Here is an 18940-nt window from a genome sequence, read left to right on the forward strand (position 1 = left end):
CATGACCCGGACCATCAATTACGGGCTGATTGGATGCGGAATGATGGGGCAAGAGCACCTGCACAATATCGGATTGCTGGAAGGCACCAGTGTGGCTGCGATCTTTGAACCAGATCAGGAGATGGCAAAAGCCGCTAAGGCAATTGCGCCAACTGCAACCATGGTAGGTTCCGTGCAAGAGCTTCTGGCGGTAGAAGAGCTGGACTGCGTCGTCATTGTCAGCCCGAACCATCTTCATGTGGACCAGATCTGCGAAATCGCTGAAACACGTCCACTACCGCTTTTGGTAGAAAAGCCATTGTTCACCAACCCGCAAGACATGCCCCGACTCGAGCAGTTGCAGCGCGACTATCCCTGCCCGATTTGGGTTGCGATGGAATACCGGTACATGCCCCCCATTGCTGCTCTGATCGAGAAGGCTGAGGCGACAGGTGGGGTAAAAATGCTATCGATCCGCGAGCATCGTTTTCCATTCTTGGACAAGGTCGGCAGCTGGAACCGGTTCAACCGAAATACTGGTGGTACTTTTGTCGAGAAATGCTGCCACTTCTTCGACCTGATGCGTCTGATATTGCAATCCGATCCGGTGCGTATAACGGCAAGTGGTGGGCAGGCGGTGAACCATTTGAACGAGAGTTACGACGGTCAAACACCAGATATTCTGGATCACGGCTATGTTCTGGTCGACTTTGCTTCGGGTGCGCGCGCGATGTTGGAACTTTGCATGTTTGCCGAAGGCTCACGCTATCAAGAAGAAATATCGGCCATCGGACCGGACGCCAAGATCGAGGCGTTGGTGCCCGGACCCGGACGATTCTGGCCCGATCATTTGGGAACCCCGCCACTGCCGCAGTTGATCCTGAGCCCGCGCAATCCCAAAGGTCCGGTATCAATGGACGTTCCGGTGGACCCCAACCTTTTGGCGGCCGGGGATCACAATGGGTCGACCTACTATCAGCATAAAGGGTTCCTGGCCGTGCTTCGTGGCGAAAAGGCAAAACCGGATGTGAGTTTGAAGGACGGCCTCTGGGCCGTTAGGATGGGGCAAGCGGCACAACAAGCAATAGAAACTGGTGAAACGGTTTACTTAATCGATTGATTGGGGCCGGAGTCACGGGTGCGGGTTTCAACCGCTAAAAAGACCCATTGTTGCAGGCAGTGTCTGTCATCGAACGATTTGGACCACGAGCGTTTGATTGGTTTAGGGAGCGACTCCGGCTCGTTGCAGTATAGGGCGGCAAGGCCAGACTTTGGTCTTGACCCCAGAAACTGGTCCGAACTGAGTGCAATACTTTGGGTGCAATTCTGGCAGCAGCGGCTCTGTGCGGCCTCATCTGACTGGTCCAGTTTGATTGTAAGTGCATCATCGGCCTGTAATCCACCGGGATGATGGTTTCGGGCGCTGGCGGGCGATAGCCCAGAACACTAAGGGGGCGTTTTGTTTTGCAGTGTCTCCTCCGTTGTTCGATCAGGATTTTTGCTTCGCGTAACGCAGCTGCGGCGGATATAGAGATGCGTTTTTATACCAAAGACAAACATCATTTTTCTCGGTGGCTTCAAGTGGAGGCCGGGAATTGTATGACCCCAAACGAATGCGCCGACCCTCGCAGATCGGCGCATTTCACTTTTAATGATTTCAATAACTTAAGTCGCAGTGGCAGAAACGGACCTGAAAAGTGACAGACAATTCAGCCAAAGCGGCTCTGAATTGCCCGTCCTTTCATAACTGGACCAAGAAAACTAACCTGAACACTTCGAATGCCCACAACTGCGACACGTCATGCAGCCCTCGATCATCACCATGTCGTACTGGCCGCAGGACGGGCAGGCCTTGCCGCGCGGCGCGTCCATGTTAACCACCTGCGCCTGCGGGTCGGACTTCAAGCCCATGCCCTCACCCTCGAGGAACCCAATCGCGATCAGGTGCTGCTCGATCACGCCACCGATCGCCGCGAGGATCGACGGGATGTATTTGCCCTTCACCCACGCACCACCACGCGGGTCGAACACGGCTTTCAGCTCTTCTACCACAAAGGACACGTCCCCGCCCCGCCGGAATACGGCCGAGATCATCCGGGTCAGCGCCAAAGTCCAGGCGTAATGCTCCATGTTCTTCGAGTTTATGAACACCTCGAACGGACGCCGCCTGCCGCCGATGACGATGTCATTGATGGTCAGATATATCGCGTGCTCGCTGTCGGGCCATTTCAGCTTGTAGGTCGACCCTTCCAGCGACTGCGGCCGGTCAAGTGGCTCGGACATATAGATGACGTCTCCGCCATCCACCTCGTGCGGAGCATCCGCGCTTTCGCCCGGCACCTTGTCATCGCTTTCCGAAACTGTAAGAACCGAACCGGTCACATCATTCGGGCGATAGGTGGTGCAGCCCTTGCAGCCCTGATCCCAGGCTTGCATGTACACGTCCTTGAAGGCGTCGAAAGAGATGTCCTCTGGGCAGTTGATCGTCTTCGAGATCGAGCTGTCGATCCATTTCTGCGCTGCCGCCTGCATCTTGACATGCTCGGCCGGCGTCAAGGTCTGGGCGTTCACGAAATAGTCGGGCAAATCCTTATCGCCAAACTTGTCGCGCCACATCTGCACGGCGTAATCTACCACCTCTTCTTCGGTGCGCGATCCGTCCTTTTGCAGAACTTTACGGGTATACGCATAGGCAAAGACCGGCTCGATCCCTGACGACACGTTGCCCGCATAAAGGGAAATCGTTCCTGTGGGCGCGATCGACGTCAGCAGAGCGTTGCGGATACCGTGCTCGCGGATGGCATCCCGGACATCGTCATCCATCTGCTGCATGGTGCCGCTGGCCAAGTATTTCTCGGCGTCGAACAGGGGAAACGCCCCTTTTTCCTTTGCCAAGTCCACCGACGCCAGATAAGCGGCGCGCGCGATCGCGTGCAACCAGCGCTCGGTCTGACGCGCCGCCTCGTCGGAGCCATAGCGCAGGCCCAGCATCAGCAGCGCATCCGCCAATCCAGTCACGCCCAATCCTATACGGCGTTTATCTTGCGCCTCAGCCTCTTGCTCGGCCAGCGGAAATTTTGACGCATCAACGACATTGTCCATCATCCGAACAGCCGTGGCGACAAGTTCTTGCAGGGCCTCTTCATTCAAACGGGCGGTTGCTTCAAACGGTTCAGACACCAGGCGCGCCAGATTGATCGAACCCAAAAGGCAGGCCCCGTAAGGCGGCAACGGCTGTTCGCCACACGGGTTCGTGGCCGCGATTGTTTCAACGTAGCAGAGGTTGTTGGCCTGATTGATCCGATCGATAAAGATCACGCCCGGCTCGGCAAAATCATATGTCGCCTGCATGATCTTGTTCCACAGATCACGCGCCTGAACGGTATGATAGACTTTGTCACCAAACACCAGTTCCCACGGTCCATCAGCCTTGACCGCCTCCATGAACGGATCGGTCACCAGCACAGACATGTTGAACATGCGCAGGCGGGCGGGGTCAGACTTGGCAGTGATGAACTGTTCGATATCCGGGTGGTCGCACCGCATGGTCGCCATCATGGCGCCCCGGCGCGAGCCTGCCGACATGATCGTGCGGCACATGGCATCCCAGACATCCATGAAGCTCAGCGGCCCCGAGGCATCCGCCGCGACGCCTTTCACGTCAGCGCCACGCGGCCTGATGGTCGAGAAATCATAGCCGATCCCCCCACCCTGCTGCATGGTCAGCGCGGCCTCTTTCAGCATGTCGAAAATGCCGCCCATGCTGTCGGGGATCGTGCCCATCACGAAACAGTTGAACAGTGTCACCTGCCGCGCGGTGCCCGCACCCGCAGTGATGCGCCCGGCGGGCAGGTACTGGAAATCCTCCAGCGCCTCATAGAATTTCTCTTCCCAATGCTTCGGGTCTTTTTCCACGCGCGCCAGATCGCGGGCAATGCGCCGCCAACTGTCTTCGACCGTCTGATCGATGGGGGTGCCATCCGCCTGCTTAAAGCGGTACTTCATATCCCAGATCTGCTCGGCGATGGGGGCGGCAAAGCGGCTCATTGGTGATTCCCTGTGCTGAAAGAGGTATCCAGACTACCCCAAATCACATGCTCACCACAACACCTTGATGACAACTGGAACCAAGCTACAATATAAAGATCATCCTCGGGACGACTCTGTGGGAAAGCTGTGGATAATTACGTAAACCTCATAAAACTCTCGGTCGGGTCGGAAAGCGTCGACTCGCTGATCGTCTGGCAGGACAGCTATCGCCAGCGGTTCGCAGATGGCCTTCCACGCCACGTCACACGTATGTGGCCCAAGCGCGAAGCCGAAATACTCAACGGCGGATCAATCTACTGGGTCATCAAAGGCGTAATCCAGTGTCGGCAGCGAATCCTGCGTCTGGATGAAGTGATCGGAGAGGACGGCATCCGTCGCTGTGCCATTGTACTGGACCCCAAGCTATACCGCACCCAGAACGCCCTGAAACGCCCGTTCCAGGGGTGGCGTTATCTCAAGCCAGAAGATACACCAGCCGATTTGCCCAAAAACCGCGAGCAGGACGACGCCCTGCCTGACGATCTGAACCGCGCCCTGGCAGAAATAGGCGTGCTGTAACTACCGCAGCCGACCCAGCAATTCGGACAGGGCTGCTTTTTCTGCCGCGTCATATTTTGCAACCCGACTGCGCCACAACGTGGCCTGCGATTGCAGAATCAGACCGTCCGAGAGGATCTTCAAATGGTTCGCCCGCAGGGTCTCTCCGGTAGAGGTGATATCGGCAATTGCTTCGGCGGTTTCATTCATCACCGTGCCTTCAGTCGCACCTTGGCTGTCGACCAGCGTGTAATCGGCCACGCCCGCTTCTGTCAGGAATTCCCTAACCAGACGGTGGTACTTGGTGGCAATCCGCAGCCGGTGGCCGTGGGTCTTGCGAAACGCAGCAGCTGCCGCGTCCAGGTCATCAAGCGTATCGACATCGACCCAACACGCCGGGGTCGCGATGATCAGATCAGCTTTGCCGAAGCCAAGCCGCGAAACCTCTTCAACCTGCTGTTCCCAGCGCGGCAGTTTCTCGTGCACCAGATCGATCCCAGTAACACCCAGATGAATCCGCCCCGCCGCCAGTTCACGCGGGATCTCCCCCGCCGACAGCAGGATCAGAGAGACACCGTCGATCCCTTCAACCTTGCCTGCGTATTCCCGATCCGACCCGCTGCGTGACAAGGTGATGCCGCCTTTTTCGAACCACGAGAACGTCTTTTCCATCAACCGGCCCTTCGAGGGCACACCCAGTTTCAGGCTCATACTGCACCTTCCTCGATCTCCAGCATCAAATCGGGGCGCAACACACCACCAACTGCCGGGATTTCGTCCCCGTTGCCCAATTGGCGGGTCAGCGCGTCATAACGCCCGCCCGTGGCGATCGGAGGCAGGTCAGGCCGACCTTCCGCGTAAAAACCAAATACGAACCCGTCGTAATACTCCATCGACGTCCGGCCGTAGGCGGCCTCGAAATCCAGCCGATCCACATCGACGCCACGCGCCTGCAGCGCAGCCACGCGCGCCTCCAACCGGTCCAGAGCGGGCGTGATCTGCGGCAGGTCCACTGCCACGTCGCGCAGCTGTTCCAGCGCGAATGGCATGGTCTCGCGCACGTTCAGCAACGTTTCCAGCCCTGCAAGTTCATTGTCTGAAATCGGCGGGGTATCGCGGTCTTCGCGCAGCGCCTCGATCCGCGCTGCGATTTCAGCTGCGCGGCGCTTGCCGATCATAGGGGCATCAAACGCCATCGGATCGGCTGCGTCCAGTAGCGCGTTGCGCCCTTCCAGAGGCGGCTTGCGACCTGCAAACCGATCCAGCAACATACGGAATCGGCGCGGTCTCCACAGGTGTCGCATCAGCGCTGCCTTGCGACGGTCGGTCGTGCGCAGCCCCTCGACAGCGGCGGTGAGGATACCGATATCCCCTGTCGCCGCCCGCAGAGGCAACCCACGCAACTGCAGTGCCATCAGCGAAAACACCTCAGCATCCGCCCCGGCGGGGTCTTCCCGATCAAAGACCTCATAGCCCACCTGAATGTATTCGTTGGCGCGATCGGGGTCATGCTCCTGACGACGGAACACTTCGCCTGAATAGGTATAGCGCGCGGGCTCAGCGCCTTCGTTCATGTGCATCTGCACGACAGGCATGGTGAAATCCGGGCGCAGCATCTGTTCGCCATGCAACGCATCAGACGTAACATAGGCGCGGGCCCGGATGTCTTCACCATAAAGATCCAAAAGCGTTTCCGCCGGTTGCAACAGGGGCGTGTCCACCACCTGAGCACCCGCAGCTTCAAACCGGACACGCATCATCGCGGCGCGGGCCTGTATCTGTGAACGGTTGGGCATGTGTCAGTCCTGACTGTCCAGAATTTCACGCACTTTCGAGACCAGATCACCGCGCGGCACTTCGAACTGGCTGGGGCGTTCCTTCCATTCCTCTAGCGTTGCGCTTTCGGCAATTTTGGCGCCAAGGATCAGGTCCTTGATCTGGACGATACCATTGACTTTTTCATCCCCGCCCTCGATCACCGCAATCGGAGAGTTCCGTCTATCCGCATATTTCAGCTGATTGCCGAAGTTCTTGGGGTTACCCAGATAGACCTCGGCCCGAATACCGGCATTGCGCAGTTCCGCCACCATCGCCTGATAGTCGGCCATCCGGTCGCGATCCATAACGGTCACGACTACAGGACCCGTGGCCTGCGCGGCGATCCTGCCTTTTTCGCGCAGCGCGGCCAGCAGACGGTCGACACCGATAGAGATGCCGGTCGCTGGCACTTCCTGGCCGGTGAAGCGCTTGACCAGGTCGTCGTAACGGCCGCCGCCCGAGACCGATCCGAACTGCCGTTTGCGGCCCTTTTCATCGAAGATTTCAAAGGTCAGCTCGGCCTCATAGACCGGACCGGTATAATAGCCCAACCCCCGAACGACGGAAGGATCAATCTCGATCCGGTCCGCACCATAGCCACCGGCATCCAACAAAGTGCCGATCTGTTCCAGTTCGGCGATCCCATCCGCACCGATCTTGCTGTCGCCCACCGCAGCGCGCAGATTGGCCAGCGTTCCGGCGGTATCCAGAGCCTTAGATGTCAGGAAGGCAATCACCGGTTCAGCCTGATCTTTACTGAGCCCTACACCGTCAATGAAGGCGCCCGAGGCATCCAGGCGGCCCTTGGTCAGCAACTCGCGCACACCCTGCTCACCCACCTTGTCGAACTTGTCGATGGTGCGCAGAACGTTGTCTCGGGCGGCGGCGTCTTCGCCCAAGCCCATAGCTTCGAGCACGCCGTTCAGAACCTTGCGGTTGTTGACCCGCACCAGATAATCGCCGCGCGGTATGCCCACGGTTTCCAGCGTATCCGACAGCATCGCGCAAATCTCGGCATCCGCCGCCATCGAGGCCGTACCAACCGTGTCCGCATCGCATTGATAGAACTGACGATAGCGCCCCGGTCCCGGCTTTTCGTTCCGCCAGACCGGACCCATCGCATAACGGCGATATGGCGTCGGCAGATCGTTGCGGTGCTGCGCGTAGACGCGGGCCAACGGCGCGGTCAGATCATAACGCAAGGCCATCCAGTCGCCCTTGTCATTCTCGTCGACTTCCTGCCACGCAAAGACGCCCTCGTTCGGGCGGTCTACGTCGGGCAAGAACTTGCCCAGCGCCTCGACGGTTTCAACCGCGCTGCTTTCCAGGGCGTCGAACCCGTAGCGATGATAGACATCCGCAATAGCCCGCAGCATCTCGGTGCGCTGCGAGACTTCCTGGCCGAAATAGTCGCGGAACCCTTTTGGCGTTACGGCCTTGGGGCGGGGCTGTTTCTTGGGCTTGGCCATGTGGGGCGTCCTTGGGAGTTTCCTTGTTCCGCGCGCGGTCTATCCCATGGCCCGCATCGGGGCAAGGCGCGCTTTCGCTGGTCATGGGCTGACTGTGTCGCTATGACCAGCGCAGGACAGGAGTCACTTATGCAGCATCTGGAAGAAGAGATCGCCCATCTGACCCGTATCGTGGACGAGTTGAACACAGTCGTCACCAGACAACAGTCGGAAATCGACCGACTGACCCATCGGATTGAAATGCTGTTGCAGCGAGAAGCAGAACGGGCGCAGGAAGGATCCGGCGGCATAATCCTTGGTGACGAACGGCCGCCTCACTATTGATACATTACAGCCCCAGTGTCGATTTTACAGCATTGTCCACGACGCCGCCCAACAACGCGTTTTCGTCCCCGGCACAGCCCTCTTTCAAAGCGGCCACAAAGGATTCGCGCAGAGCGGCCTTTTCCTCGTCCGAAGTCGCGTGGGCCTCGATATCGACCTGTCGGTTGTATAGCGACAGGGCCGTCATCTTCCCAACTACGTCCAGAATGTATTCTTCGTTCCCATCAGCCTCTTCGACAACAGAAGCGCAGGTGTGATACATCAGCGGCAGCGCGTTCTGCATCATCTCTTTGGCTTCCGCGTCAGCAAAGGCCGATCCGGGGGCTGCGATCAGAAAGGCGGAGGCCGCTAGCTTCAGCGAATACATACGCATCTTCGTTCTCCTCCACTCACTTGGAATTTGCGCCGATCAGCGCGCCAGCCACTGCACCTGCGGCAGCACCCTTGCCGTCGCCGATCAGGGCACCGACACCTGCGCCGATCACAGCACCTTTGATCGTATTTTCCTTTTTCTTGTCATCCGCCAGCCCAGCTGAAGCCGAAACCAAAGCCAGCGATGCCGCTGCTACAAATACAGTCTTTCTGAACTTGAGACCCGCTATTGCCATAACTGCGCCCTCCCGTGGCATGACCTAATGACATCTCTCTCTGTCAGGTCAGCCTAGCGAGGCGCTAATCAACTGGCAACAAAGCGGTGTCAGATCTCTTCGACGGTCATCACGCCCTCCAGCGATTTGATCGCGCCCTTGATCTGCGGGTTGATCGGGAACTCGCGCCCCAGATCCATTTCGACATCGCCGGGCAGGCTTGGGTCCAGCAACATGAACTGGATTGCCCCCCGTGCAGCCCCTTTCGCGGCAAAGGCGGCGTCTTCCAGCACCTTGGCGACCGAAGGCACAGCCTGCGCTTCGTCAACGTAAATTCGCAGCCCGGTTGCCCCGGCCTCGGCCACAAGGGAATCCGCCGGGCCAACCGAGCGGCCCAGCAGCTTGAGCTGATCGGCTTCCATCGTCGCCTCGGCGGTCAGAACCACCTGCGCACCGGTTTCCAGAAACTCGCGGCACTTTTCCAATGTGTCCGAAAACAGCGTCACCTCATATGCGCCGGTGGGATCAGACAGCTGAGCGAAAGCAAAGCGGTTGCCCTTGGCCGATTTCCGCTCCTGCCGCCCGGCGACAACCCCGGCCATCTTGGCGATCAGCGGACCAGACCGGGCCTTTTCCGTAACCTCATCCAGCGTCATCACGTTTTTTCGTTTCAGCGCAGGCATGTAATCGTCCAGCGGGTGCCCTGAGAGGTAAAAGCCGATGGCCTTGAATTCTTCGCTGAGGCGCTCGGCCGGCAGCCAGTCCGGCGTCGGCGACAGGCGTGGTTCAGGCAGGTCGTCTCCGGCCTCACCGAACAAAGACACCTGATTGGAGTTTTTCTGTTCATGGATGGCCGCCGAATACTGTACCAGGCGGTCAAGGCTTTCGAACACGCGGCGACGGTTCTTGTCGAGCTCGTCAAAGGCCCCGGCACGCGCCAACATTTCCAGCGGACGTTTGCCGACTTTTTTTAGATCCACTCGGCGGGCAAAGTCGAACAGATTGACAAACGGCTTGTCGGCGCGCCCTTTAACCACAAGATTCATCGCCTCGACGCCCACGTTTTTCAAAGCGCCCAGCGCGTAAACCAGTTTGCCGTTCACAACGTCAAACGTCGACAGTGAGCGATTCACGCATGGCGGCACGTAGGGCAATTCCAGTCCCTTGCGCACTTCTTCGAAATACACCGCCAGCTTGTCCGTCAGATGGATATCGCAGTTCATGACACCGGCCATGAACTCGACCGGGTGGTTCGCCTTGAGCCATCCGGTCTGATAGCTGACCACCGCATAGGCCGCGGCGTGGGATTTGTTGAAGCCGTAGTTGGCGAATTTCTCCAGCAGGTCGAATACTTCGGAGGCCTTCTTGGCATCCACGCCGTTCTCACCTGCGCCCTTTTCGAATTTTGGGCGTTCGGCGTCCATCGCCTCTTTGATCTTTTTACCCATCGCGCGGCGCAGCAGGTCGGCGCCGCCCAACGAGTAGCCCGCCATGACCTGCGCGATCTGCATCACCTGCTCCTGATAGACGATGATGCCCTGCGTTTCCTCAAGGACATAGTCGATCAGAGGATGCACGGACTCGATCTTGCGTAATCCGTTCTTGACCTCGCAATAGGTCGGGATATTCTCCATCGGGCCGGGACGATACAGCGCCACAAGAGCCACAATATCCTCGATGCAGGTGGGTTTCATGCGCTTGAGTGCATCCATCATGCCCGAGCTTTCAACCTGGAACACCGCCACGGTCTTGGCTGCTGAGTAAAGCTTAAATGTCGCCTCATCATCCAGCGGTATGGCGTTGATCTGGTTTTCAGCCCCGTCGGCGGGCTCATAGAGTTCTGTGCCGTCGGCAGCGACATGTAGTGGGCGGCCGGATTTGAAGATGATGTCCATCGCGTTCTGGATCACGGTCAGCGTTTTCAAGCCCAGAAAATCGAACTTCACCAGCCCGGCCTGTTCAACCCATTTCATGTTGAACTGGGTTGCAGGCATGTCGGACCGAGGGTCCTGATACAGCGGTACCAGCGCGTCCAAAGGCCGATCCCCGATCACAACCCCCGCCGCGTGGGTCGAGGCGTTTCGCAACAGCCCCTCGACCTGTTGGCCATAGGTCAGCAGGCGGTCCACGACCTCTTCGTTGCGGGCCTCTTCGCGCAAGCGTGGCTCGTCTTTCAACGCCTTTTCGATGGAGACAGGTTTCACTCCCTCAACCGGGATCATCTTTGACAGGCGATCCACCTGCCCATACGGCATTTGCAACACCCGCCCGATATCGCGTACAGCGGCTTTTGACAGCAATGCGCCGAAGGTGATGATCTGCCCCACCTTGTCGCGCCCGTATTTTTGCTGAACATAGCGGATCACCTCTTCGCGGCGGTCCATGCAGAAGTCGATGTCGAAGTCGGGCATCGAGACCCGCTCGGGGTTCAGGAAGCGTTCGAACAGCAGGCTGTAGCGCAGCGGATCAAGGTCGGTGATCGTCAAAGCATAGGCAACCAGCGATCCCGCACCCGATCCCCGCCCCGGCCCGACGGGAATGTCCTGATCCTTGGCCCATTGAATAAAGTCAGCAACGATCAGGAAGTAACCAGGGAAACCCATCCCTTCGATGATGCCCAGTTCGAAATCCAGCCGTTCCTGATACTCTTCAGGCGTCACGGCATGCGGGATCACCGCCAGTCGTTTCTGCAAGCCCTCATTTGCGATGCGACGCAGTTCGGCAACCTCATCATCAGCGAATTTCGGCAGGATCGGGTCGCGTCGATAGGCCATGAACGCGCAGCGTTTGGCGATCTCGACGGTGTTTTCGATGGCCTCGGGCAAGTCGGCGAACAGGGTCGCCATCTCTTGTTGTGACTTGAAGTAATGCTGAGCCGTCAGGCGGCGGCGGCCTTCCTGCTGGTCGACATAGGCCCCTTCCGATATGCAGATCAGCGCGTCGTGAGCTTCGTACATGTCCGGCGTCGGGAAATAGACGTCATTCGTGGCGACCAGCGGTAGGTTCTTGGCATACGCCATCTCGATATGACCACGTTCGGTCAGTCTCTCTGCCTCGGGCTGGCCATCTTCACCTGGATGGCGCTGAAGTTCGATATAAAACCGGTTAGGGAGCATTGCCGCGAGCCGGTCGACCAATGCTTCGGCCGCAGGACGCTGGCCCTGTTGCAGCAGCATCCCGACCGGGCCGTCGGGTCCACCGGATAGGCAGATCAATCCTTCAGATCGTTCAGCCAATTCTTCCAAAGTGACCTGAGGCAGTTGCCCGCCCTTGTCCACGTAGAGACAAGTGCTGAGCTTCATCAGGTTTTCGTACCCGGTCTCGGACTGCGCCAGCAGCACCAGAGGCGCGGGTGTCTTCGGCTTCTCGCCGGGCTGGGCCTTGACATAGGTCAGATCAACCTGGCACCCCATGATCGGCTGCACCCCGGCCCCGCTTGCGGTGACCGCGAATTCCAGCGCCGAAAACATCGAATTGGTATCCGTCACGGCAACGGCTGGCATCTCCATCTTCTCGCACAGGCCCGGCAGCTTTTTCAGCCGCACGGCGCCTTCCAGAAGGGAATATTCAGTGTGAACGCGGAGGTGAATGAATCGTGGAGAACTGCTCATAACGCCCAAGTTACTCCAGCCGGCTGCGCGACAAAAGGCAGAACCGCGCCACGTTTGCCGCAAAAATATCGCCATTTATTATTCGGCTTTTTCAGAAGGTGCTTCGGGATTGACTGGGCGCCGCAATCAAAAACCGCTTTGTTTACAACTGGCTGCCTATTAATCAGACAAGACGGTAACAGACCGTGGACGTGTAATGGTGCATAATAGAGGCGGTTTTTCTTGCCAGACAAGCCGCGCTGTTTCTAACATCCCATGGCAAGCTATTCGCCCGCCACTCTTTCTACGTCGCATCGAAGGAGGGCCGCAGGGGCGCAACTGGGTAAGGCGACGGGTTTCTCGAATGAACATCACGTTTCTTCTGAACGGAGAGACAGTGGAGCTGGCTGATGTTGATCCGACAGCCACCCTGCTGGATTGGCTGCGCGAAGATCGCGGTCTGACCGGCACCAAAGAAGGCTGCAACGAAGGCGATTGCGGGGCTTGCACCGTGATGGTGACGGATGAAGAGGGCGCCAAGGCTCTGAACTCGTGCATTCTGTTTCTGCCGCAATTGCATGGCAAGGCCGTCCGAACAGTTGAAGGCGCAAGTGGCCCGAATGGCGAAGTGCACCCGGTCCAGCAGGCAATGGTCGATCTGCACGGCTCGCAATGCGGCTTCTGCACACCCGGATTCGTCATGTCGATGGTGGCCGGGCACACGAATGGCGCAACGGACCATGACACTCAGCTGGCAGGCAACCTTTGCCGCTGCACCGGCTATGCGCCGATCATTCGTGCAGCCGAAACTGCAGAGGAACATCCGGTTCCGGTTTGGGTGAAAGACAAACCGGTTGTGCCACCTGGCACTTCTCCGTTTCTACCTGGTTCTTCCGATGAATTGGCGAAGGTCTATGCCGAAAACCCGAATGCCACACTGGTTGCAGGGGCAACGGATGTGGGTCTTTGGGTCACAAAGCAACTGCGCGAACTGGACCCGGTGATCTTCCTCAACCGTTGTGACGATCTGAAAGAAATCACGATCACCGACGATGAAGTCCGCTTTGGTGCCATGGTCGACATGAATCGCATGGGAGAAGCGGTGGCTGACGTGCATCCCTCCTATGCCGAGATGATCCGACGCTATGCCAGCGTTCAGGTCCGCCATGCGGCAACTGTCGGAGGCAACATCGCCAACGGCTCGCCCATCGGGGACAACCCGCCCGCGCTGATCGCATTGAACGCGACACTGCATCTGCGCAAGGGCAACGATCGGCGGTCGATCCCACTGGAAGAGTTCTTCATCGACTACGGCAAACAGGAACGGGTTCCGGGCGAGTTTGTGGAAGCCGTCAGCTTCCCCCGCCAACCAGATCGCCTGAAGGCTTACAAGCTCAGCAAACGGTTCGATCAGGATATCTCGGCCGTTTGCGGGTGTTTCTACATAACCGTTTCGGACGGCAGCGTCACACAAGCGCGCATCGCGTTTGGTGGCATGGCCGGTACTCCGAAACGGGCAACCCATGTCGAGGCCGCGTTGATCGGCAAACCGTGGAATCGCGCGACCATTGACGCCGCGCTGCCATCATTTGCCGACGACTTTTCGCCACTCACGGATATGCGCGCCTCGGCCTCCTATCGTCTGGAAACCGCAAAAGCGATGCTGCAACGGTATTTCCTGGAAGATCATGGTGAGATCACCAATGTGCTGGAGGTGTCGGCATGAGTGTGACCAAAGCCCTGCCCCACGACGCCGCCCCTTTGCATGTTTCGGGTTCGGCGCGGTACGTGGATGACATCCCGACACCCAAAGGCACGCTGCATCTGGCCTTTGGCCTGAGCCCGATTGCCAGGGGCAAGATCACCGCTATGGATCTGTCGGCTGTCAAAGGCGCCGAGGGTGTCGTGATGGTTATGACGGCAGGGGATCTACCTTTTGCCAACGATGTCTCGCCCTCAATCCACGATGAGCCGCTGCTGTCGGATGGCTCGGTGCACTATATCGGTCAGCCCGTGTTTCTGGTCGTAGCGACCAGTCACCTGGCCGCCCGCAAAGCCGCGCGATTGGGCAAGATCGACTACGCCGAAGACGTGCCGATCCTGACGATCGAAGAAGCGCTGACCGCCGACAGCCGGTTTGAAGACGGTCCACGCATCTATGCCAAGGGCGATGCGGATGCGGCCATTTCCAATGCACCGCATGTGATCGAAGGTTCGTTTGAATTGGGCGGGCAGGAGCATTTCTATCTGGAAGGTCAGGCCGCACTGGCAGTGCCCAATGAAGGTGCGGATATGCTGGTGCATAGCTCGACCCAGCACCCGACCGAGATTCAGCACAAAGTGGCCGACGCTCTGGGCGTTCCGATGCACGCCGTCCGGGTCGAGACCCGCCGCATGGGCGGAGGATTTGGCGGCAAGGAAAGTCAGGGCAACGCTTTGGCCGTGGCCTGCGCCGTGGCCGCACGCGCAACCGGCAAGGCGTGCAAGATGCGCTATGACCGCGATGATGACATGATCATCACCGGCAAGCGCCACGCCTTTCACATCTCGTACAGTGCTGGCTTCGATGAGAATGGACATATACAAGGCGTCTCATTCCTCCACTATGCTATATGCGGCTGGGCGCAGGACCTGTCCTTGCCCGTGGCCGACCGCGCGATGCTGCACTCGGACAACGCCTACCTTTTGCCGAACGCTCGGATCGAGAGCCACCGGCTGAAGACCAACACCCAATCTGCCACAGCCTATCGCGGGTTCGGCGGCCCCCAGGGCATGGTCGGCATTGAACGTGTTATGGACCATGCCGCGCATGAACTGGGTTTGGATCCCGTTGAGCTGCGCCGCCGGAATTACTACGTCCCCGCGCACGCAGTGGCCGAACGCGCACCGACGGAAAAAGCACTGGATCATCCCGATCCGCATGAGGACCTGACCAGCCGCGGCGCCGTTGTGATGGGCGATGCGCCCGTGCGCCCTCTGCCCGCCGGTGGCAACACTACACCTTATGGGATGGAGGTCAGCGATTTCGAACTGCACGGCATGACCGAAGCGTTGCTGAAATCCAGCGACTATGCCGCGCGCAAGGCAGCTATCGCGAAATGGAACGCCGAGAACAGTGTAATCAAAAAGGGCATCGCCTTTTCCCCGGTCAAGTTTGGTATCTCCTTTACGCTGACTCACCTGAATCAGGCGGGTGCGCTGGTGCATGTCTATCAGGACGGATCAGTCCACCTGAACCACGGTGGTACCGAGATGGGTCAGGGCCTGTTCCAGAAGGTCGCACAGGTCGCCGCGTCGCGCTTTGGAATACCGCTTGCGATGGTGAAAATCACCGCAACCGACACGGCGAAAGTACCGAACACGTCTGCTACGGCGGCATCTTCAGGAAGTGACCTGAATGGTATGGCTGTAAAGGCAGCTTGCGACACGATCCGCGATCGGATGGCCGTCTATCTTGCAGAGCGTCATCAGGCCGATCCATCGACGGTCACGTTCACGGATGGGCATGTCTCCGTCGGAGAAGAACGGTACACTTTCGCCGAAGCCGCCGCACTGGCCTATCAAGGGCGCGTCAGCCTGTCGGCTACAGGCTTTTACAAAACACCCAAGATCGAATGGGACAGGATCGCGGGGCGTGGCCGCCCATTCTTCTACTTTGCCTATGGCGCTTCAGTTACGGAAATTGCCGTGGACACTCTGACTGGTGAGAACCGCATTCTGCGAACGGATATCCTGCATGATGCGGGCGCGTCGCTTAACCCGGCGCTGGACATAGGTCAGGTCGAAGGCGGTTATGTGCAGGGCGCGGGGTGGCTGACGACCGAGGAACTCGTGTGGGACGGCAAAGGAAACCTGCGCACGCACGCGCCCTCGACCTACAAGATCCCGGCCTGCTCGGACCGGCCGGACATCTTCAACGTCACGCTTTGGGATGGCGAAAACCGCGAGGACACGATCTATCGCTCGAAAGCTGTGGGCGAGCCGCCTTTCATGCTTGGTATTTCCGCATGGCTGGCGCTGTCGAACGCAGTTGCCGCCTGCGGAGACAGATACCCGGCCCTGAACGCTCCGGCCACGGCTGAAGAGGTTTGGCACGGGGTCCAGAGGATCAAGGGAGGCATCTGATGGGATTTGACCTTGAGGCTTTGAGGGAGGCGGTCAAAACCCACGGGAAAGTGGTTCGGGTGGTCATCGCCGGGATCAAAGGGTCGTCCCCGCGCGAGGTGGGTGCTGCAATGCTGGTCTGGAAAGACGGGCAAAGCGGAACCGTCGGCGGTGGTACGCTGGAATACCAGGCCGCAGAGGCCGCACGAACGCAAAAAGTGGCCACGCGGCTGACGCATCACACGCTGGGACCGGACATGGGGCAATGTTGTGGCGGAGCAGTCTCTTTGTTCAGCGAGGTCTATGATCTCAAGACGGTTGAAACGCTGGATGATACGATCATTGCACGATCAGCTTCGGGGGGCGCCATGCCTCTTTCCGTCAAGCGAATGCTGGCGGCGGCACGCAGTCAGGGCATTGCACCCGAACCGCGCCTGATCGACGGCTGGATGATCGAACCGGTGCATAAACCGGCGCGAAACCTGTGGATCTGGGGCGCAGGTCACGTCGGACGGGCGCTGGTGGATGTTCTGTCCCCCCTGCCCGATCTTGCGATCACTTGGGTCGATACCGGCCCCGAGCGCTTTCCCGACGTGATTCCCCAAGGCGTGACCGATCTGCCAGCGACGAAACCGGCCGACCTTGTGCGACATGCACCGGCCAATGCCGAGCACCTTGTGCTGACTTATTCACACAATCTGGATCTGGAACTGTGCAACAGGCTGCTTTTGCACGATTTCCGCTTTGCGGGACTGATTGGCTCGGCTACCAAATGGGCGCGGTTCCGATCGCGGCTGGCGGCCCTTGGGCATCCGCCCGACCGGATAAGCCGGATTACCTGCCCGATTGGTGACCCGTCGCTGGGCAAACACCCGCAGATGATCGCCGTGGGCGTCGCAGCGCAACTGTTGCGCCCGGCCCTGCAGAATGAGTTGAAGAAGGACATGAGCGCGTGACCACTCCATTGCTGAGCCTGCAAGGGTTGACCAAAGCCTATCCCGGTGTCGTGGCAAATGATCAGGTGTCCTTCGACATCGGTGAGGGCGAAGTTCACGCCTTGTTGGGTGAAAACGGCGCCGGGAAATCCACGTTGGTCAAGATGATCTATGGCCTGGTGAAACCGGACAGCGGCACCATGCTGTTGCGGGGTCAGACCTTCGCGCCCCCCGAGCCCCGCGCTGCACGGGCCGACGGGATTGCGATGGTATTCCAGCATTTTTCGCTGTTTGACGCTCTGAACGTGGCCGAAAACATCGCCTTGGGGATGGAACACCCGCCCGCCATGGGTGATCTGGCCTCGCGCATCCGCGAAGTGTCCGAAACCTACGGCCTGCCGCTGGATCCGTTCCGCACTGTCGGCGATCTGTCCGCCGGGGAACGCCAGCGTGTTGAAATTATCCGTTGCCTGCTGCAAGACCCGAAACTGCTGATCATGGACGAACCGACCTCGGTATTAACCCCGCAGGAGGTGGAAATCCTGTTCGAGACGCTGAACAAATTGCGGTCCGAGGGCACGTCGATCCTGTATATCTCGCACAAGCTGGAAGAGATTCGGACCCTGTGTGACCACGCCACAATTCTGCGCTTGGGCAAGAATGTGGGCGAATGCGTCCCCTCTGAAACCTCGGCCCGCGACATGGCCGAATTGATGGTGGGAGCGACCCTGCAAACCCCGGAACGTTCGGGGCGAGACTTTGGCGAAGTGGCGCTGGATGTCAGCGGGCTGTCTGTGCCTTCTCCGTCAGAATTTGGAACTGCCTTGCGCAACGTGCATTTGACCGTCCGCAAGGGCGAGGTTCTGGGCATTGGTGGTGTTGCGGGTAACGGGCAGGATGAGTTGCTTGGCGTTCTATCTGGTGAACTCTTGACGACGGCCGATGCGATCAAATTCAACGGCCAGGCAATTGGTAAGCTGGGCCCAACTGCGCGACGCAAGCTTGGCGTGTTGACCGCGCCCGAAGAACGGCTGGGCCATGCAGCTGCCCCGAACATGAGCTTGACCGAAAACGCCCTGTTGACCGGGTCGGTTCGAGAGGGTCTTGAAAGCAACGGCTTTCTGAAATGGGCTGAAACCAAGAGCTTTGCGGAGAAGATCATCGAGATTTTTGACGTCCGGACACCCGGGCCGGAAAACGCGGCGCGGTCCTTGTCCGGAGGAAATTTGCAGAAGTTCGTGATCGGACGCGAAGTATTGCAGAACCCGGATGTGTTGGTTGTCAACCAACCAACCTGGGGCGTGGATGCCGCAGCGGCCGCGTCGATCCGGCAGGCAATCCTCGATCTGGCAGCCAAGGGAACGGCGGTAGTGTGCATCTCTCAGGATCTGGACGAGCTGATGGAAATATCAGACAGCTTTGCTGCGCTGAACGAAGGCCGCCTGAGCGCGCCACGCCCAACAACTGGTCTGACAGTAGACGAGATCGGGCTGATGATGGGTGGCGCTCATGGCATGGAGGTGGCGCATGTCTGATCTGACGGGCCG

The 18940-nt window shown here is 58.8% G+C and carries 14 protein-coding genes and 1 pseudogene; 7 read left to right on the forward strand and 8 right to left on the reverse strand.

The annotated features are described in order from the left end of the window. Nucleotide 1: 1 nt before the first annotated feature. Nucleotides 2–1099, forward strand: a complete 1098-nt coding sequence (locus tag AC2FEB_RS01465) for a Gfo/Idh/MocA family protein (RefSeq protein WP_496670451.1) — start codon at nt 2–4, stop codon at nt 1097–1099. Between the two features lie 286 nt (nt 1100–1385). Here AC2FEB_RS01465 and AC2FEB_RS01470 read toward each other — a convergent pair. Beyond that, a pseudogene (locus tag AC2FEB_RS01470) lies at nt 1386–1493 on the reverse strand (integrase core domain-containing protein); the annotation flags it as partial. A gap of 247 nt (nt 1494–1740) precedes the next feature. Continuing rightward, nucleotides 1741–4026, reverse strand: a complete 2286-nt coding sequence (locus AC2FEB_RS01475; RefSeq protein ID WP_496670449.1) for an adenosylcobalamin-dependent ribonucleoside-diphosphate reductase — start codon at nt 4024–4026, stop codon at nt 1741–1743. Between the two features lie 129 nt (nt 4027–4155). Here AC2FEB_RS01475 and AC2FEB_RS01480 point away from each other — a divergent pair, with 129 nt between their 5' ends. After that, nucleotides 4156–4587 (forward strand): DUF1489 family protein, encoded by a 432-nt coding sequence (locus AC2FEB_RS01480; RefSeq protein WP_496670446.1) that lies wholly within the window; start codon nt 4156–4158, stop codon nt 4585–4587. On the opposite strand, the gene hisG is transcribed toward AC2FEB_RS01480, so the two are convergent. From hisG to hisS, 3 genes are read right to left on the reverse strand one after another with little or no spacing between them, the layout of a single operon-like run. Continuing rightward, nucleotides 4588–5277 (reverse strand): ATP phosphoribosyltransferase, encoded by a 690-nt coding sequence (hisG, locus tag AC2FEB_RS01485; protein ID WP_117873089.1) that lies wholly within the window; start codon nt 5275–5277, stop codon nt 4588–4590. It abuts the gene before it with no gap. Next, nucleotides 5274–6362, reverse strand: coding sequence for an ATP phosphoribosyltransferase regulatory subunit (locus tag AC2FEB_RS01490; protein ID WP_496670443.1), 1089 nt, complete (start codon nt 6360–6362; stop codon nt 5274–5276). Before AC2FEB_RS01490 ends, hisG begins: the two co-directional genes overlap by 4 nt. A gap of 3 nt (nt 6363–6365) precedes the next feature. Further along, on the reverse strand, nt 6366–7853 hold the full coding sequence (gene hisS / locus AC2FEB_RS01495; protein WP_496670441.1) for a histidine--tRNA ligase: 1488 nt from the start codon (nt 7851–7853) through the stop codon (nt 6366–6368). Nucleotides 7854–7982: 129 nt separating this feature from the next. Here hisS and AC2FEB_RS01500 point away from each other — a divergent pair, with 129 nt between their 5' ends. After that, nucleotides 7983–8177: a SlyX family protein gene (locus tag AC2FEB_RS01500; RefSeq protein WP_496670439.1), complete on the forward strand. Its 195-nt coding sequence runs from the start codon at nt 7983–7985 to the stop codon at nt 8175–8177. A 4-nt stretch (nt 8178–8181) separates the two neighbouring features. On the opposite strand, the gene AC2FEB_RS01505 is transcribed toward AC2FEB_RS01500, so the two are convergent. From AC2FEB_RS01505 to dnaE, 3 genes are all read right to left on the reverse strand, one after another. Then, nucleotides 8182–8550 carry a hypothetical protein gene (locus AC2FEB_RS01505; protein WP_496670436.1) on the reverse strand — a complete coding sequence of 123 codons (369 nt, stop codon included), beginning with the start codon at nt 8548–8550 and terminating at the stop codon, nt 8182–8184. A gap of 16 nt (nt 8551–8566) precedes the next feature. After that, nucleotides 8567–8785, reverse strand: coding sequence for a YMGG-like glycine zipper-containing protein (locus tag AC2FEB_RS01510; RefSeq protein ID WP_496670435.1), 219 nt, complete (start codon nt 8783–8785; stop codon nt 8567–8569). 89 nt (nt 8786–8874) lie between these two features. Then, on the reverse strand, nt 8875–12375 hold the full coding sequence (gene dnaE, locus AC2FEB_RS01515; protein ID WP_496670433.1) for a DNA polymerase III subunit alpha: 3501 nt from the start codon (nt 12373–12375) through the stop codon (nt 8875–8877). Between the two features lie 343 nt (nt 12376–12718). Here dnaE and xdhA point away from each other — a divergent pair, with 343 nt between their 5' ends. The 4 genes from xdhA to AC2FEB_RS01535 are packed head-to-tail and all read left to right on the forward strand — an operon-like array spanning nt 12719 to nt 18928. Then, the gene (xdhA, locus tag AC2FEB_RS01520; protein ID WP_496670430.1) at nt 12719–14080 is read left to right on the forward strand and encodes a xanthine dehydrogenase small subunit; all 1362 of its coding nucleotides are present in this window, start codon (nt 12719–12721) and stop codon (nt 14078–14080) included. After that, nucleotides 14077–16479: a xanthine dehydrogenase molybdopterin binding subunit gene (xdhB, locus tag AC2FEB_RS01525; RefSeq protein ID WP_496670428.1), complete on the forward strand. Its 2403-nt coding sequence runs from the start codon at nt 14077–14079 to the stop codon at nt 16477–16479. The genes xdhA and xdhB overlap by 4 nt, the downstream gene beginning before the upstream one ends. Continuing rightward, the gene (gene xdhC / locus AC2FEB_RS01530; protein ID WP_496670426.1) at nt 16479–17414 is read left to right on the forward strand and encodes a xanthine dehydrogenase accessory protein XdhC; all 936 of its coding nucleotides are present in this window, start codon (nt 16479–16481) and stop codon (nt 17412–17414) included. The genes xdhB and xdhC overlap by 1 nt, the downstream gene beginning before the upstream one ends. Beyond that, nucleotides 17411–18928: an ABC transporter ATP-binding protein gene (locus AC2FEB_RS01535; protein ID WP_299897821.1), complete on the forward strand. Its 1518-nt coding sequence runs from the start codon at nt 17411–17413 to the stop codon at nt 18926–18928. The genes xdhC and AC2FEB_RS01535 overlap by 4 nt, the downstream gene beginning before the upstream one ends. The last annotated feature ends 12 nt before the right edge of the window (nt 18929–18940 follow it).

The sequence above is a fragment of the Ruegeria sp. YTSC106 genome, assembly GCF_059609765.1.